The following is a 13,426-nucleotide window of genomic DNA, read 5'->3' on the forward strand; positions in this document are numbered from 1 at the left end:
AATACCGCTTCTTGCCCTTCCCCCTAGGCCCGTGTAACGACGAGCCCGCGTGAGCTCGCTGCAGACGAGAACCGAGCGGCCCCCCGAGGGCCTCGCCCGCGGAATCGTGGTCGCGCCCAAGTGGGCCGTCGCCGCGCTCGGCGCCGCCGTCGTGCTCGGCGCCATCATCTACCTCGTCGTGCGCGTCCGCCGCGCGCGAAAAAGCCTGAGATCGCCATGATCGGAGCGGGTTCTTGAACACGCTGGTCCGCCGCGTCGTCGCGGTGATGCTGCTCGGCGTCGTCCTCTACGGCGGCCTCGTCCTCTACCGCGACGCGAACCTCATCGCCGCGCGCCTCGCGACCTACGCGTGGTCCACGTTCGGCATCGCCTGCGCGCTCGCCTTCTCGAACTACCTCCTGCGCTTCTTCAAGTGGGAGTACTACCTCGCGCGGCTCGACATCCGCGGCGTGCCCAAATTCGAGAGCTTGCTCGTGTTCCTGTCGGGGTTCGTCCTGACGGTCACGCCCGGCAAGGTCGGCGAGGTCTTCAAGTCGCTCATCCTGTTCAATCTCCGCAAGGTGCCGATCGAGCGCACCGCGCCGATCGTCATCGCCGAGCGCGTGACGGATCTCATCGGCGTGATCGCGATCATCGCGATCGGCAGCGCGAGCTTCCCCGGCGGCGCGATCTGGGCCGGCATCGGAGCTGCGACCGTGGTCGCGCTCCTCGTCTTCGTCTCGGTCCCCGCCGTGAGCGGCGCCGTCGTGCGGCTCTTGCCGAAGCTCCCCGGGCCGCTCGGGCGCGTGGGCGGCAAGGTCGCGCCGAAGATCAACGACGCGCTCTCGGGCCTGCGCACGATCGTCTCGCCCGCGCAGCTCGTGTGGCCGACGTTGCTCTCGATCGGCGCGTGGTCGCTCGAAGGCGTGGGGCTCTGGGTGATCCTGCGCGGGTTCGGCGAGCAGGCGTCGATGCCGCTCACGATGTTCTTCTACTCGACGGCGACGCTCGCCGGCGCGCTCGTGCCCGTCCCCGGCGGGCTCGGCGTGACGGAAAAATTGCTCGAAGAGCAGATGGCGCGGATCGGCGGCGTGGAGGCGGCGACGTCGACCGCGTCGATGATCCTCGTGCGGTTCGCCACCTTGTGGTTTGCCGTCGCGGTCGGTTTCGCGGCGCTGGCGCTGCTCCGGGCCAAACACGGCGCGGCGGTGCTCGGCGGCGAACCCGTGCCGCCTGGGCCGGACGATCAACGGAATCTCTTGACAGAGCGCACGCCTTGACGGTCGGCTACGCGGAGACATGGCGACCATCGAACGAGGCATCGGGCTTGTACAACGCGTCATCGCGGACCTGAAGAAGCGTCCGGAGGGGGCGAGCGTGGTCGGCGCGAGCTCGGCCGCGCTCGACGCCCTCGAGTCCAAGCTGATGGTGGAGCTGCCGCCGAGCTTGCGGACGTTCCTCGCCTACGACTTCACGTTCGCGAGCTTCGGCAAGCGCTTCAAAGGCCGGCACCGCTTCGGCACGGACCCGCGCGCGCCGCAGCCGAAGATCACCTCGGTCCGCAAGCTCGCCGAGTCGATGGTCGAGCTCGGATGGACCGACTCGCGCGTCCGCGGCAAGGTCGTGCGCCTGCCGAACAAGCCGGGCCAGCCCTGGAACGCGCTCTACCTCGGCGAGGCGCGGCGCGACGGAGAGCTCGTCATCCTCGGCCTCGACAACGACGAGACGAACGTGCGCGTCTTCCCGCGGTACACGGCCTTCGACCTCTACCTCGTGCACCAGCTCGGCGTGCTCAAGCTCCACAAGAGCATGATGCTCGACGATCTCGACTCGCACCTCGCGCACAACCCGGAGCTTCTCTCGCGCGAAGAGGACGAAGACGAGAGCACGGACTACTGATTCGCTCTCGTGATGCGACGCGCGCCCGAGCCCCACGTCACCTCGTCGTTCGAAGCGAGCGCGACCGATCCGCGCGACCGGCTGGACAAGCTCGTCGTGCGGCTGCTCGAGACGTCGGGCACGGCCGCGTCACGCGCCGCCGTGCAGCGCTGGATCGAGAACGGGCGCGTGCTCGTCGACGGCAAGCCAGGCCGCGCGTCGATGGCCGTCGCCGTGGGCGCGCGGATCGACGTGACGCCGGAGGCGCCGGAGCCGACACGCGCGGAGCCGGACGCGTCGATCCCGCTCGCCGTGGTGTACGAGGACGCGCACCTCGTCGTGATCGACAAGCCCGCGGGGCTCGTCGTGCACCCGGCGAAGGGGCACGCGAGCGGGACCCTGGTCAACGCGCTGCTCGGCCGCGGCGGCTTCGAACGCGCAGGCGCCGATCCGCTCGATCCCGAGGGGCACCTGCGGCCCGGGATCGTGCATCGGCTCGACAAGGACACGAGCGGGCTGCTCGTGGTGGCGAAGGACGCCGAGACGCGCGAGGCGCTGAAGGTGCGCTTCGCGAAGCACGACATCGAGCGCGAGTACGTGGCCGTCGTCGTGGGCGAGGCGAAGGACACGACGTTCGAGACGCTGCACGGCCGTCACCCGACGGATCGTCTGCGCTTCACGACGCACGTGCACGAGGGCAAGCGGGCGGTGACGCGTGTGCACGTGCTCGAACGGCTCGGGTTGGCGACGCTCGTCGCGTGCCGTCTGGAGACAGGGCGCACGCATCAGATCCGCGTGCACCTCTCGGAGCGGGGGAAGACGCCGATCCTCGGCGATGCGCTCTACGGGAAGACGCCCCGGGATCCGGGGCTGCGTGCGATCGGGGAGTCGCTCGGTCGTCAGGCGCTGCATGCGCGGGTGCTCGGCTTCGAGCACCCGGCGACGGGGAACCGTCTGCACTTCGAAAGCTCGATCCCCGCGGACATGGCCCGCGCGATCGAGGCCCTGCGCAAGCGCTGAGCGGCGCCTACCAGATCTTCGACTTCACGTGCCCCTTCGACTTCACGAGGATGTCGACGATGGCGCGATCGTAAAAATTCTTGGCGTAGAGGTCGGGGGAGACGCGGCTCTTGTAGAGGGCGCGCCCCTCCTCGATCTCCTCGGCGAGGACGGTGAAGAGATCGTCGTTCTGAATCCCTTGGACGATCTTCTCTTCGTTGTAGAGCGAGAGGTCGCTCGCGATGGCGCGCGCCAAACGGCGTGCGGCCTCCTCGGTCTCGATCAGCGGCATCGGGTCGTCTCCTCCGAACCTCGAACTGGGGGCACTCAGTAGAGCCCTCGGCGGCAAGAATGCTCGGGTTTGCGGAGCGTGTCAAAGTCGCGGTGCTCGGGCTGTCGGAGACGAACGCGGACAGGGCCCTCGACGGCGCAGAAGCGTGCGGCATCGCACAGGGATGAGCGTCTGCGCAGCGCAGAGGTGCATCCGGGCTTGATCGGCGGAGGTTCGGAGCTCTGCGGAGCCAGGGGGCGCTGGGGTTCGAAGGGGATCGGCGCGGCGCGGAGGCGTGTCCATGCATGCGTGGCAGGACGTCTGCGGGGCGCAGGACGAGATCCCGGCGTCGTGGGGAGGGGATCTTCGTGCGGCAGAGGTGCGCGCGGGCGAGGTTGTCTCCTGTTCTGATCAAGACAGGGCTGTATCCGTTTGCGCTCGGGGGGTGTCCTGGCCTTGTCAGGAGGGGCCCTCATGGTTAGCCCTTGCGGTCCTGGAGGCGCGCATGGTGGATCGGCACATCGACGACCGCGAGGTCAGCGAATACGGCAGGCACTTCGCGACGGAGGCGAAGAAGCTCGTGGAGGCTTCGGAGCTCGTGGACGTCGCGAAGGTGATCGCGCGGGTGCTCGGCGCGGTGGAGGCGGTGGAGACGGAGGTCGCGAAGGCGAAGGCGCAGCGGAGCGAGGTGCGTACGGAGCGGGGCGGGACGGCAGAGGCGGAGGAAACAGCGCGCGACGTGGTGACGCGGTTCCACGCGTATCTGCGCTCGCTGCCCAAGGGGACAAGCTTCGATTTCGAGGCGTTCTACCCGGGGAAGAACCTGGGCGACGTGGCCGCCTTGAAGCCGGCGGATCTGGTGGCGAAGGCGGCGGACGTGCTGCGGGGGTTCGACGTCGCGCGGAATGCGGGGCTCGACGCGTTCGCGCCGTGGAAGCAGGAGATCGCCGCGGCGCACGCAGCGCTCGACGGGGCGCTGTCGGGCAAGAGCGGCGCGGCGAACCGGTCGGTGACGGCAACGGCGGGGCTCGCGGCGGCGCGGGCGCACTTTCTGAAGACGTACAACCAGGTGGCGAAGCCGATCGTGCGCGGGGTTTTGAACGAGCTCGGGCGGGGGGAGGAGCTTCGGCTGTTCTTCAAGGATCTGGCGGTGCAGGAGGGGCGGGGGCGAGGCGGGAACGCAGGTGAGGAGGCGGGGACGGAGGGGGGTTGAGGTCGTAGGCAAACCTGTGCTCCAGCGATCGAGCACAGGAAGCACTGCCCGAGGCAGACGAGGCTGATGGCATCGTCTGCCTCCCCGCCTTGCATCCCCAAGCCATGCTAGGTTTTCCCCATGTCCACCGACGAGCTCCTTGCCCATGTGCTGCGGCTCCCCCGAGAAGAGCGGGCTCGCGTCGCGGAAGAGCTGCTCGCCAGCCTGGAGGAGCCCGACGAAAAGGAGGTCGCGACGACATGGGCACCCGAGCTGGAGCGCCGCTCGCGCGAGGTCGCCGAGGGAAAGGTCCAGACGGTCGAGTGGGGCGCTACGCGAGCGGATATCCTGAAGGAGCTCGAGGAGCGTCGTGCGCGTCGAGCTGCATCCTGAAGCACGCGCGGAGCTGCGAGCAACGGCAATCTGGTACGAGGAGCAGCGCCCGGAGCTGGGCGACGAGCTCCTCGCTGAAGTGTCATCGACGCTCGACCGGATAACGGAAGCGCCGACATCGTTTCCCGTGTGGCCAGGGACGCCCAGCGTGCCAGGCACCATCCGTAGAGCTGTCCTCGAGCGTTTCCCGTACGTGGTCGCGTTCGAAATGTTCGACGACCATTTGCTCGTGCTCGCCGTCGCGCACGCGAAGCGACGCCCCCTCTATTGGCTCAGGCGCGCGTTCTGAGCCCCGCGAACACCACCCCCGCCATCCCCGCGATCAGCGGAAACGTGACGAGCCCGTAGCGACCGGCGCCGAAAAAGACGGCGTGCGTCAAAAGCGTCGCGCCGAGGACGGCCACGGAAGCCGCGGGCAGGACGGGTCCACGAAGCAAGGAGCGCCCGCCGAAGAGCGCCGCCACGACCAGGGCCGCATAGGCGACCCACGCGTGCACCAGGAACAAGAACACGAGCCCGAGGGCCACGACGGCCCACGTGGCGAAGCGGCGGGCGCGGCTCCCCGTGGCCGCGCGTGCGAGGCCGATGAGTGAGAGAGCGAGGACGCCGCGCTCGTAGAGGGTCTCGGCCACGCCGAGGCCGAGCTTGCAGCGGTCGCCGCAGGCTGCGCTGTTCGACTCGTGCAGGTACCAGCCGGCGGCGCCGCAGTAGTCGAAGGTCGCGGCGAGCTTGCGAGGGACGAGCGAGAGCCATGCGCCCGGGTGCTCGGCGATGTAACGCGTGGCCGCGCGGCCGAAGCAGGCGTCCTTGCCGGCTTCGTCCCAGACCTCGCGACATGCGTCGGGGACCTTGATCGGCGACCACGCGCCGGTCGACGCGGGATCGGCGCCGATGAGCAGGTTCCAGCCGCCGTTGACGCTGACGAGCGCGCAGCGGTTCATGCGCTCGCAGTTGCGGATCGTCCACGGCGCGCAGACGGCGAGCGCGGAGACGGTCGCGAGCGCGGCGAAGCCGAGCGTGGTCCGGCGCGCGCGGGGTCCCGTGAGCGGCGCGACCGCGATGAGCGCGAAGAGCGGCGCGAAGACGAGGCTCTGCGGACGAACGAGCGTCGCGAGACCGACGACGATCCCGAGGAGGACGATGCGCGCCGCGATCGTGCGTCGCGCGCCGAGAAGCACCGCGTCACGCACCCACGCGGACGCCCACGCGGCGCATGCGACGAGCGAGGCTGTGACGCCCTCGCTCATGAGCGCGGGTGTGTACGCGACGAGGCCGGGATGCAGCGCGGCGAGGAGGCCCGCGACGAGCGCCGGGCCCGGGGGGAACGCGCGCGCCGCGAGGCGATGCACGGCCACGGCCGCGAGCGCGCCGAGCAGGGCGTTCGTCGCCATCGCGACGCCCGGATGTGCGCCGAAGATCGCGTATGCCCCGCCGATGAGGGCGGGGTAGCCGACGGGGTAATGCGCGGCGTACGTGACGACGCCGTCGGGCCAGAGCCACGTGTAGCCGAGCCCCGCGGCGACGCGCTCGGCGATGCGGTGATAGAAGGTGCCGTCCGCGGTCGGCGGGAAACGGGACGCGGCCCAGGCGACGACAGCGAGGCGCGCGAGCAGCGCGGCCGCGAGCACGATCCACGTGTCCCTCGCGCGGGGCGAAGCGCGCTCGGGCGTCACGCGATCGGGGGGCGCGGGAAACGCCCGAGCAGGCCCGCGCTGCGGAGCGCGACGATCACCTCGCACGCCGGCAACCCGACAACGTTGGAGTACGAACCTTCGATGCGCGCCACGGCAAAACTACCGATGCCCTGGATCGCGTAGGCGCCCGCCTTGTCGAGGCCCTCGCCGGTCGCGGCGTAGGCCTTGATCTCGTCGGCGTCGAGCGCGCGGAAGAAGACGCGCGTGCGCACGGTCTCCGCGTGGACGGGGCGCGCGGGATCGGCCGCGGAGGCGATCGCGAAGCGCGTCCAGACCTCGTGCTCGCGACCCGCGAGGGCCGTGAGCATGGCCCGTGCTTCCGCGTCGTCCGCGGGCTTGCCGAGCGCCCTCTCGTCGAGGATCACCGACGTGTCGGCCACGAGCACCGCGCCCACGCCCACCGCGTGCGGCACCGCCGCGGCGAGCTTGTCCGCCACGATCCGCGTGAGGTAGGGCGCCGGCCCCTCCCCCGGCAGGACGCGCTCGTCGACATCGAGGGACACGACCCGCAGGGGCAGGCCGAAGGTCGCAAGGATCTCGCGGCGCCGCGGCGACGCCGAGCCCAGCAGCAAGGGGTGGGTTTCGTCGATCATGGCGGGTTCGGGCCTTCGCGGCGCGCCTGTCCTACCACGGCTTGCTCGCCATGGCAGGCTCGCCGCGTTTGGCGTTTTGACTCCGGACGGGAAAGGAGTAGACGTGCGGTCGCGCGCCGTACGCCTGACGCGTCCGCCTCCGCGGGCATGAAAGGCGCTGGGACCGGGCCCGGATTTGACCTGCCATGACATTCCTTCCTGCCCAGAAGCCCCACCGCCTTCGCTTGCTCGGCTCGCTCCTCGCGGCCGCTTCCGCGCTGACGCTCGCGCCTCCCCGCGCCCACGCGCAGTGTGATCCGAAGGCGGAGCTGAGCGGCTGCATCAACGCCGACAACCTCTGGATGCACGCCGGCGCGGGGCCGTTCCTCTCGCTCGGGACGCCCGTGCTCGCGCCCTCCGGCAAGGCCTCGTTCGGCCTCGCGCTGAGCTACCTGTCGCGGCCGATCGGGCTGCGCGTCGCGTCGGCCGATCCCGACGGGACCATCATCCCCGTCGTCGACAACGCCGTGAACGCGACCTTCCTGTGGTCGTTCGGCGTGCACGATCGGCTCGAGCTCACGGCCGCCGTGCCGATCACGGTCTACCAGGACGGCACCGGGCTCGGCGTGACGACGGCGAGCGACGCCGAGCTGCCGCGGAGCTCCATGCGCGACGTGCGCTTCGGCTTCGCCGCCTCGATCCTCCCGCGGCCTCGCGCAGGCAGCGCCGACGGCGCGAGCGTCATCGGCCGCTTCGAGCTCGCCGTGCCCGCGGGCGACGCCGACGCGTTCGCGAGCGGCCGGACCCTCACGTGGTTCCCCTCGATCCTCGCGTCCTACCGTCGCGGCCGCTTCGAGGCCGGCCTCGAGGCGAGCGCGCGTCTCCGCGGCGAGGCGCGCCTGGCGAACGCGCGCATCGGCTCGCAGCTCGGCGGATCACTCGGCGCGTCGTTCGACGTCCTGCAAGACGGCTTGCTCACCGCGGCCGGCGAGGCGTTCGTCCTGTACAACTTCGCCACGCAGGCCCCGCCCACGCGCACGGCCGCTGAACCCGAGAGCCCCGCGTTCGTGCCGGCGGAGTGGATCCTCTCGGCGACGACGGCGCCGCTGCTCGGCGGCGACATGTCCTTCACGCTCTCCGGCGGCGGCCCGATCCCGTTCTCCTCCGAGGCCGCGGTGACGACGCCGCGCTTCCGCTTCGGCCTCGCCGCGCGTTACGCGCCCACGGGCCGCGACGTCGACAGCGACGGCGTGCTCGATCGTGACGACAAGTGCGTGAAGGTCGCCGAGGATCGCGACGGCTTCGAGGACGGCGACGGTTGCCCCGATCTCGACAACGACAAGGATCGCATCCCCGACACGCAGGATCGTTGCCGCGACGCGGCCGAGACCGTGGACGGCTTCAAGGACGACGACGGCTGCCCCGATCCCGATGACGACGAGGACGGCGTGCTCGACGAGTCCGATCAGTGCCGCAACGAGGCCGAGGACAAGGACGGCTTCCAGGACGACGACGGCTGCCCCGATCCCGACAACGACGGCGACGGGCTGCTCGACAAGGTCGATCGTTGCCCGAACGGCGCCGAGGACAAGGACGGCTTCAAGGACGACGACGGCTGCCCCGATCCCGACAACGATCTCGATCAGGTCCTCGACGCGGCCGATCAGTGCCCCGACGCGCGCGAGGATCTCGACGGCTTCCAGGACGACGACGGTTGCCCCGAGGTCGACAACGACGAGGACGGCGTCGCCGACAAGGCGGACAAGTGCCCGCTCCAGGCCGAGACGATCGACGGCAAGGACGACGCGGACGGCTGCCCCGAGGCGGGCGCGAAGTCGCTCGTGCGCTGGTCGGGTGATCGCATCGTCGCGGAGACGCCTTCGCGGTTCGCCCCGGGCAAGGCGGATGTGGCCAAGCCGATGGAGGAGATGCTTCGGCAGATGGCGCAGCTCGCGCTCGGCCACGCTCCCCTCGCCACGATCGTCATCGAGGGGTATGCCGACCGTACCGGCGACGAGTCGCCGAAGGCCCAGGAGCTCGCCGAGAAGCGAGCGATCGCGGTGAAGGATGCGCTCGTGGCCGCCGGCCTGCCGGCGGATCGCATCACGGCGGCGACGGGAGATTCGGGGGAAAAGCGCGCTGCGACCGTGCAGCAGTTCGAGATCACGGTGCAGCGGGACAAACGAGGAAAGCGTCGATGAACGTCGTCGAATCGAAGGGTATTCGCCATCTCGTCGTGAGGGCCGAGAGCGGCGAGGAGCTGCCGCGCGCGCTCGCGCAGGCGCTCGACGAGGCCTCCGCCAGAGCCGGCCGGCTGTCGGGAACGGGCGTGCTCGACAGCGTCGAGCTCGCAAGCGTGGACACGGACGGCGCGCGCGTGACGCGGAGGATCGACGCGCCCGTGATGGCCGTCTCGATCACGGGCAACATCGCGCAGGACGGCGCGGCCGTGAGCGTGCGGCTCTACGCCACGCTCGTGCAGGAGAGCCCGTTCGGCCTCCAGACCGTCGCCGGCGAGATCGTCTCGGCGCGGGCCCTCTCGCTCGAGATCTTCGCGACCGCGCTCGACGACGTCGCGCTCGTCCGGCAGGGCGACGAGCGCTCCTTCGCCGTGAACGCCTCGGCGCAGCCGCAGGCGCAGCCGCAAACGCAGGCGCAGGCGCAACCGCAGGCGCAACCGCAGGCGCAACCGCAAGCGCAACCGCAGGCGCCCTTGCCTCCCCCGGCGCGCGCTGCGGCGCCCGCCCCGCGCATCACGCACCCCGAGTCTCCGCGCGCGCCCTCTTCCCCGTTCCCCACGGCCGCGTCGGCTACGCCTGCCGAGCTCCCTTCGGCCCCGACGCCGATCGCGCGGCCGACGCAGCACCGCGACGACGTGGAGATCTACCCGGAGACGGGGGACCTCGTGAGCCACTTCCACTTCGGCGAGTGCGAGGTCATGAGCTCCGACGGCGAGCGCATCCGGCTGCGGCAGGAGAAGGACGGCCGCGTCCGCGAGGTCGCGCTCGGCATGCTCAAGATCGAGGCGCCGACGACCGACCCCGCCACGGGCAAGCGCCACTTCCGTTTGTCCCGCAAGCATTGACGCCCGGACAACCCCGGCGCCGAACGCCTACCAAACGCGCTGCGGGATGTTGATCGAGTCGCCGGCCTGGAGCGGGACGTCGGGGATCGCGTTGTCGATGATGTCCTCGACGCTCACGACCGCGGCGCGCGTCTTGTCGCCGTCCTGACGGCGGATCGTGACCTTGTCGCGGGCGGCCATCTGGTTGAAGCCGCCCGCGAGCGAGATCGCGCGGAGCAGCGTCATGCCGGGCTCGAAACGGAGCGAGCCCGCGCGCTGCACCTCGCCGAGCACCTCGACGCGCTTGGAGTTGTACTCCTTCACGCTCACGCTCACGATCGGGTCGGTCAGGATCTCGTCCGCGATGAGCTGCTTGCGCACGGCCTCGGCGATCTGCTGCGGCTCGAGCCCCGCGACCTTGAGGCGCTTGATGTACGGCAGATCGACCGTGCCGTCGGGCGCGACGGTGAACGCCGTGGGCAGGTTGTCCTCGCGCACGATGCGCATCTCGAAGACGTCGCCCACGCCCACGGTCGCGTTGCTCACGGGTGTCGGCAGATCCGCGGGGCGCGGCCGCCCGCCGCACGCGACGAGGGTCGCCGTGAGCGCGAGCGTCGCGAGGAGGTCACGCCTCCGCATCACATGAGCCAGCGGGCGCCCAGGTAGGCCTCGAACTGCTGCCACTGGAGATAGTCTCTGCCTTCGGGGATATCGAACCAGTCGTCGCTGATGCGCGTGTTGTAGCGCAGCGTCGTGTTGATGCCGAACGCGTCCTTGAAGCGGTACTCCGCGAAGCCCGAGGCGTCGATGCGGACGTCGGTCCAGGGATTCTTCGTGATCCTCGTCGTGTTGATCGCCGGGTTCACGAGCGCCCCGGCGCCGGCGTCGACGATCACGACGAAGCGGCCGCCGAAGAAATACGTGAGCTTCAGGTAGCCGCGATCGCGCTCGAAGAACGAGCCGACGTACGAGTCGTAGAAGTCGCGCGTGAAGCCGAGCGAGACCGACGAGAGCGTCATGCTCGCGGCCTGCGGATCGGAGCTCGGGTTCGGCGTGAGGAAGTAACGGATCTCGGCCTGGCCGATGAGGCTGTCGAAGTCCTGCACGGGCAGGCCCGCGGCTGCCTCCTTCGCGGTCGGGTCGTAGAAGCTCGCGCCCCAGCCGGCCATGAGCAGCGCGCCGAAGTTCTTCGTGATGAGGCCGTTGTATCCGAGCTGCACGCGGAGCGGCGTCGAGCCCGTTTTCTCATCGGCGTCGAGGTAGTGGATGATGCCGATGCGGGCGTCGTAGAGGAGCGCCGAGCGCGGCAAGAAGCGCCAGCGGCCGCGCGTCTGGAACGTGTGGTGGATGTTCGTGAGGCCTTTGAAGTCCGCGACCTCGAAGACGGTGCCGGCGAAGTTGTAGCCGAGGCGCCAGTCGAGCAGGCCGCCGTTCGGGTTCCAGGCGAGCTCGGCGCCCACGGTCGGCGTGAAGCGGTTGTAGCTCTCGCTGACGGAGTCCTCGCGGACCACGCCCTCCTGCGTGGCCTGGATGAGGCGTCCGACGCTCGCGGAGATCGTTCCCGACCAGGGGCGCGAGGGCAGGATGTTCAGGCGCACGTCGAAGAGACCACTGACGTTGCGCTGGTCCCACATGCGCTCCTTGCCCTCGGCGGGGCCGGAGACCGGGAAGAACTCGTTGTACGTGAGGGAGAGCCCGCCGGAGAACTCGGCCGTGGGCAGGGCCTGCGTGGTGCCGCCGCCGCCCTTGCGTTGCGGGCCGAGGGTCGAGAAGGAAAACGACGGCGTCACGCGCAGGCGCATCGCGCCGACGGGATCGCCGGGCGCGTCGTTCTCGCTTCCGCGCAGGAAGAAGTTCGAGTCGTAGCCGAACTCGACGGCGACGCCCGGGTGCAGCTCGTAGTCGCCGACGCGGTAGCCCGGGCCCACGGTGAACCGACGATCGGCGAGCCAGGGTTGGTCCTGCCCTGCCGCCGTGGCGGGCGCGAGGGTCGCGAGGGCGAGTGCTGCAGCCAGGGGCTTGGGGCGTAGGACGCCGGAGGCGATCCGTAGCCCCAAACGTTGAACGAGGCCGCGCTTTTTCATGGGATCAGGTGAGGCTGAGGCGGTCCGGACAAACGCGTCACTTGATCACGCTCGCCGAGGGCGGCGGCTCGTCGATGAGGATGGGAGGCGGGTGAAACGCCGGATCGTCGGGGATCCCAGGATCGATCTGCGTGACCGTCGACGTCTCGCCGAGGATGTCGGCGTCTTTCCCGATGCACTGGTTCGCCTCGGCCGTGAGCTGCTCGACGCGCTGCCGCAGAACGCCGAGGATCGTGAACTCGTGGGACGACAGATCCGCGTCGTCACGCTTCACCGCGAGATCGAGCGACTGCCTGCGCTCGCGCGCGCTCCGCAAGGTCACGTCGATCTGGTTGAGCTTGTCGTTCAGGCAGAGCGTCTTGACCACGTCACGCTGCGCCCGCGCCTCTTCGAGCAGGCGCCGCACGACGCTGCGCGCGCTTTCCATGCGCGCGAGGTACGTGTCCGTCTCCTGGAGCTGCTGCGCGGGCGTCAACGTGACCTGACGCTGAAGGCCCGCGTTCGTGTCAGGCGGCGGAGGAGGCGCGCCTTGCGCCTGCGCGGACGCGATGCCGGCCGCGACGAGCAGCGAAAGCGCGCAAAGCGCGCCGAAGCCGAGCATCCGTTCTCGCTGCATCGAAGTCCTCCAAGGGGGGGCCAGACGGCGTCACTATAGAAGCGGGCGAGCGCACCTGTCAACGCGAGCAGGTGAAGAAACCCCGGCAAATCCAGTCGTTTGCGCGGCCGGGCAGGACGGTCTCTCGGGGGGTTCTGTTGCGGCGCGTGGGCGGAACATTCACGCGCCCCGACGTGAGCAGGATCAAAACGCCGGCGTCACTGGCTGACGAACGAGACGGGGATGACGACGGTCGCGCCGCCGCCCTCGGGAGGCGAGAACTGCGCGCTCTGCACGCGCGCCACGACGCAGGAGATGACGTCGCCCGAGAGGCCACCGCCGCCCGAGGGCGACGCGGAGAGGACCTCGCCGTTCGGGCCGATCTTCGCGGTGATGCGCACCGAGCCCTTCATCGTCGGGTCCGCCTGCAAGCCGCGGTTGTAACAACGGCGGAAGCCCGCAGCCATGCCGGCCACGACGGACGAGGCGTTCGCGACGTTGCCGCCGGAGACCGCCGCGCCGCCGACGTTCGCGCTGCCTGTCGGGCCCTTGACCGTCTTCTGCGCGCCCTGCGCGCTCGCCGCGGCCGCCGCCTGCGTGTCGCCGATGTTTGCGAGCCCGCCGCCGCCGGCCGCGCCGGGGCGCACCGTGCCGCCGCCCGCCGCGCCGAGGTTCAAGCCCGCGATGCCGCCGAGGCCCGCGCCC

16 protein-coding genes are annotated in these 13,426 nt (G+C 70.4%); 9 read left to right on the forward strand and 7 right to left on the reverse strand.

All coding sequences use genetic code 11. The features are described 5' to 3' along the window. Positions 1-49: 49 nt before the first annotated feature. From QHF85_RS36495 to QHF85_RS36510, 4 genes are read left to right on the forward strand one after another with little or no spacing between them, the layout of a single operon-like run. Entirely contained in the window at positions 50-220 is a 171-nt protein-coding gene (locus QHF85_RS36495) for a hypothetical protein (protein WP_281332026.1), read from the forward strand. 13 nt (positions 221-233) lie between these two features. Next, positions 234-1,259, forward strand: coding sequence for a lysylphosphatidylglycerol synthase transmembrane domain-containing protein (locus tag QHF85_RS36500; protein ID WP_281332027.1), 1,026 nt, complete (start codon positions 234-236; stop codon positions 1,257-1,259). Positions 1,260-1,278: 19 nt separating this feature from the next. Then, on the forward strand, positions 1,279-1,878 hold the full coding sequence (locus tag QHF85_RS36505; protein WP_281332028.1) for an SMI1/KNR4 family protein: 600 nt from the start codon (positions 1,279-1,281) through the stop codon (positions 1,876-1,878). A gap of 12 nt (positions 1,879-1,890) precedes the next feature. Next, positions 1,891-2,877 (forward strand): RluA family pseudouridine synthase, encoded by a 987-nt coding sequence (locus tag QHF85_RS36510; protein WP_281332029.1) that lies wholly within the window; start codon positions 1,891-1,893, stop codon positions 2,875-2,877. A 7-nt stretch (positions 2,878-2,884) separates the two neighbouring features. Here QHF85_RS36510 and QHF85_RS36515 read toward each other — a convergent pair whose 3' ends face one another. Then, positions 2,885-3,148, reverse strand: a complete 264-nt coding sequence (locus QHF85_RS36515; RefSeq protein ID WP_136931342.1) for a hypothetical protein — start codon at positions 3,146-3,148, stop codon at positions 2,885-2,887. A gap of 484 nt (positions 3,149-3,632) precedes the next feature. On the opposite strand from QHF85_RS36515, the gene QHF85_RS36520 reads away from it, so the two are divergent. The 3 genes from QHF85_RS36520 to QHF85_RS36530 all read left to right on the forward strand — a co-directional run bounded on the left by QHF85_RS36520 (position 3,633) and on the right by QHF85_RS36530 (position 5,001). After that, complete coding sequence (locus QHF85_RS36520; RefSeq protein WP_281332030.1) at positions 3,633-4,340, forward strand: hypothetical protein; 708 nt, start codon at positions 3,633-3,635, stop codon at positions 4,338-4,340. Between the two features lie 120 nt (positions 4,341-4,460). After that, positions 4,461-4,712 carry an addiction module protein gene (locus QHF85_RS36525; protein ID WP_281332031.1) on the forward strand — a complete coding sequence of 84 codons (252 nt, stop codon included), beginning with the start codon at positions 4,461-4,463 and terminating at the stop codon, positions 4,710-4,712. After that, on the forward strand, positions 4,690-5,001 hold the full coding sequence (locus QHF85_RS36530) for a type II toxin-antitoxin system RelE/ParE family toxin (RefSeq protein ID WP_281332032.1): 312 nt from the start codon (positions 4,690-4,692) through the stop codon (positions 4,999-5,001). The genes QHF85_RS36525 and QHF85_RS36530 overlap by 23 nt, the downstream gene beginning before the upstream one ends. Here QHF85_RS36530 and QHF85_RS36535 read toward each other — a convergent pair. Then, positions 4,985-6,385, reverse strand: a complete 1,401-nt coding sequence (locus tag QHF85_RS36535) for a glycosyltransferase family 39 protein (protein WP_281332033.1) — start codon at positions 6,383-6,385, stop codon at positions 4,985-4,987. The two genes, QHF85_RS36530 and QHF85_RS36535, sit on opposite strands and share 17 nt — an antisense overlap. After that, positions 6,382-6,999, reverse strand: a complete 618-nt coding sequence (locus QHF85_RS36540) for a Maf family protein (RefSeq protein ID WP_281332034.1) — start codon at positions 6,997-6,999, stop codon at positions 6,382-6,384. Before QHF85_RS36540 ends, QHF85_RS36535 begins: the two co-directional genes overlap by 4 nt. Before the next feature lie 185 nt (positions 7,000-7,184). On the opposite strand from QHF85_RS36540, the gene QHF85_RS36545 reads away from it, so the two are divergent. Both QHF85_RS36545 and QHF85_RS36550 read left to right on the forward strand, forming a co-directional pair. Then, a complete protein-coding gene (locus tag QHF85_RS36545; protein ID WP_281332035.1) occupies positions 7,185-9,179 on the forward strand; it encodes an OmpA family protein in 1,995 nt (664 codons plus the stop codon). After that, complete coding sequence (locus QHF85_RS36550) at positions 9,176-10,063, forward strand: DUF296 domain-containing protein (protein ID WP_281332036.1); 888 nt, start codon at positions 9,176-9,178, stop codon at positions 10,061-10,063. The genes QHF85_RS36545 and QHF85_RS36550 overlap by 4 nt, the downstream gene beginning before the upstream one ends. Positions 10,064-10,090: 27 nt before the next feature. Here QHF85_RS36550 and QHF85_RS36555 read toward each other — a convergent pair whose 3' ends face one another. The 4 genes from QHF85_RS36555 to QHF85_RS36570 all read right to left on the reverse strand — a co-directional run. Continuing rightward, positions 10,091-10,681, reverse strand: a complete 591-nt coding sequence (locus tag QHF85_RS36555; RefSeq protein WP_281332037.1) for a polysaccharide biosynthesis/export family protein — start codon at positions 10,679-10,681, stop codon at positions 10,091-10,093. Beyond that, positions 10,681-12,126 (reverse strand): hypothetical protein, encoded by a 1,446-nt coding sequence (locus tag QHF85_RS36560; protein ID WP_281332038.1) that lies wholly within the window; start codon positions 12,124-12,126, stop codon positions 10,681-10,683. The genes QHF85_RS36555 and QHF85_RS36560 overlap by 1 nt, the downstream gene beginning before the upstream one ends. Positions 12,127-12,163: 37 nt before the next feature. Beyond that, entirely contained in the window at positions 12,164-12,742 is a 579-nt protein-coding gene (locus tag QHF85_RS36565) for a hypothetical protein (RefSeq protein WP_281332039.1), read from the reverse strand. Between the two features lie 197 nt (positions 12,743-12,939). Further along, positions 12,940-13,426: AgmX/PglI C-terminal domain-containing protein (locus QHF85_RS36570; protein ID WP_281332040.1), on the reverse strand; the 487-nt coding region annotated here is incomplete at its 5' end.

The sequence above is a fragment of the Polyangium sp. 6x1 genome, from assembly GCF_029946515.1.
GTDB lineage: Bacteria > Myxococcota_A > Polyangia > Polyangiales > Polyangiaceae > Polyangium.

Bases quoted from the DNA above. Each gene is read 5' to 3' on its own strand.
- QHF85_RS36505 (WP_281332028.1), top strand. From the start codon at position 1,279: ATGGCGACCATCGAACGAGGCATCGGGCTTGTACAACGCGTCATCGCG.
- QHF85_RS36510 (WP_281332029.1), top strand. From the start codon at position 1,891: ATGCGACGCGCGCCCGAGCCCCACGTCACCTCGTCGTTCGAAGCGAGC.
- QHF85_RS36515 (WP_136931342.1), bottom strand. From the start codon at position 3,148: ATGCCGCTGATCGAGACCGAGGAGGCCGCACGCCGTTTGGCGCGCGCC.
- QHF85_RS36520 (WP_281332030.1), top strand. From the start codon at position 3,633: ATGGTGGATCGGCACATCGACGACCGCGAGGTCAGCGAATACGGCAGG.
- QHF85_RS36525 (WP_281332031.1), top strand. From the start codon at position 4,461: ATGTCCACCGACGAGCTCCTTGCCCATGTGCTGCGGCTCCCCCGAGAA.
- QHF85_RS36540 (WP_281332034.1), bottom strand. From the start codon at position 6,999: ATGATCGACGAAACCCACCCCTTGCTGCTGGGCTCGGCGTCGCCGCGG.
- QHF85_RS36545 (WP_281332035.1), top strand. From the start codon at position 7,185: ATGACATTCCTTCCTGCCCAGAAGCCCCACCGCCTTCGCTTGCTCGGC.
- QHF85_RS36550 (WP_281332036.1), top strand. From the start codon at position 9,176: ATGAACGTCGTCGAATCGAAGGGTATTCGCCATCTCGTCGTGAGGGCC.
- QHF85_RS36555 (WP_281332037.1), bottom strand. From the start codon at position 10,681: ATGCGGAGGCGTGACCTCCTCGCGACGCTCGCGCTCACGGCGACCCTC.
- QHF85_RS36560 (WP_281332038.1), bottom strand. From the start codon at position 12,126: ATGAAAAAGCGCGGCCTCGTTCAACGTTTGGGGCTACGGATCGCCTCC.
- QHF85_RS36565 (WP_281332039.1), bottom strand. From the start codon at position 12,742: ATGCAGCGAGAACGGATGCTCGGCTTCGGCGCGCTTTGCGCGCTTTCG.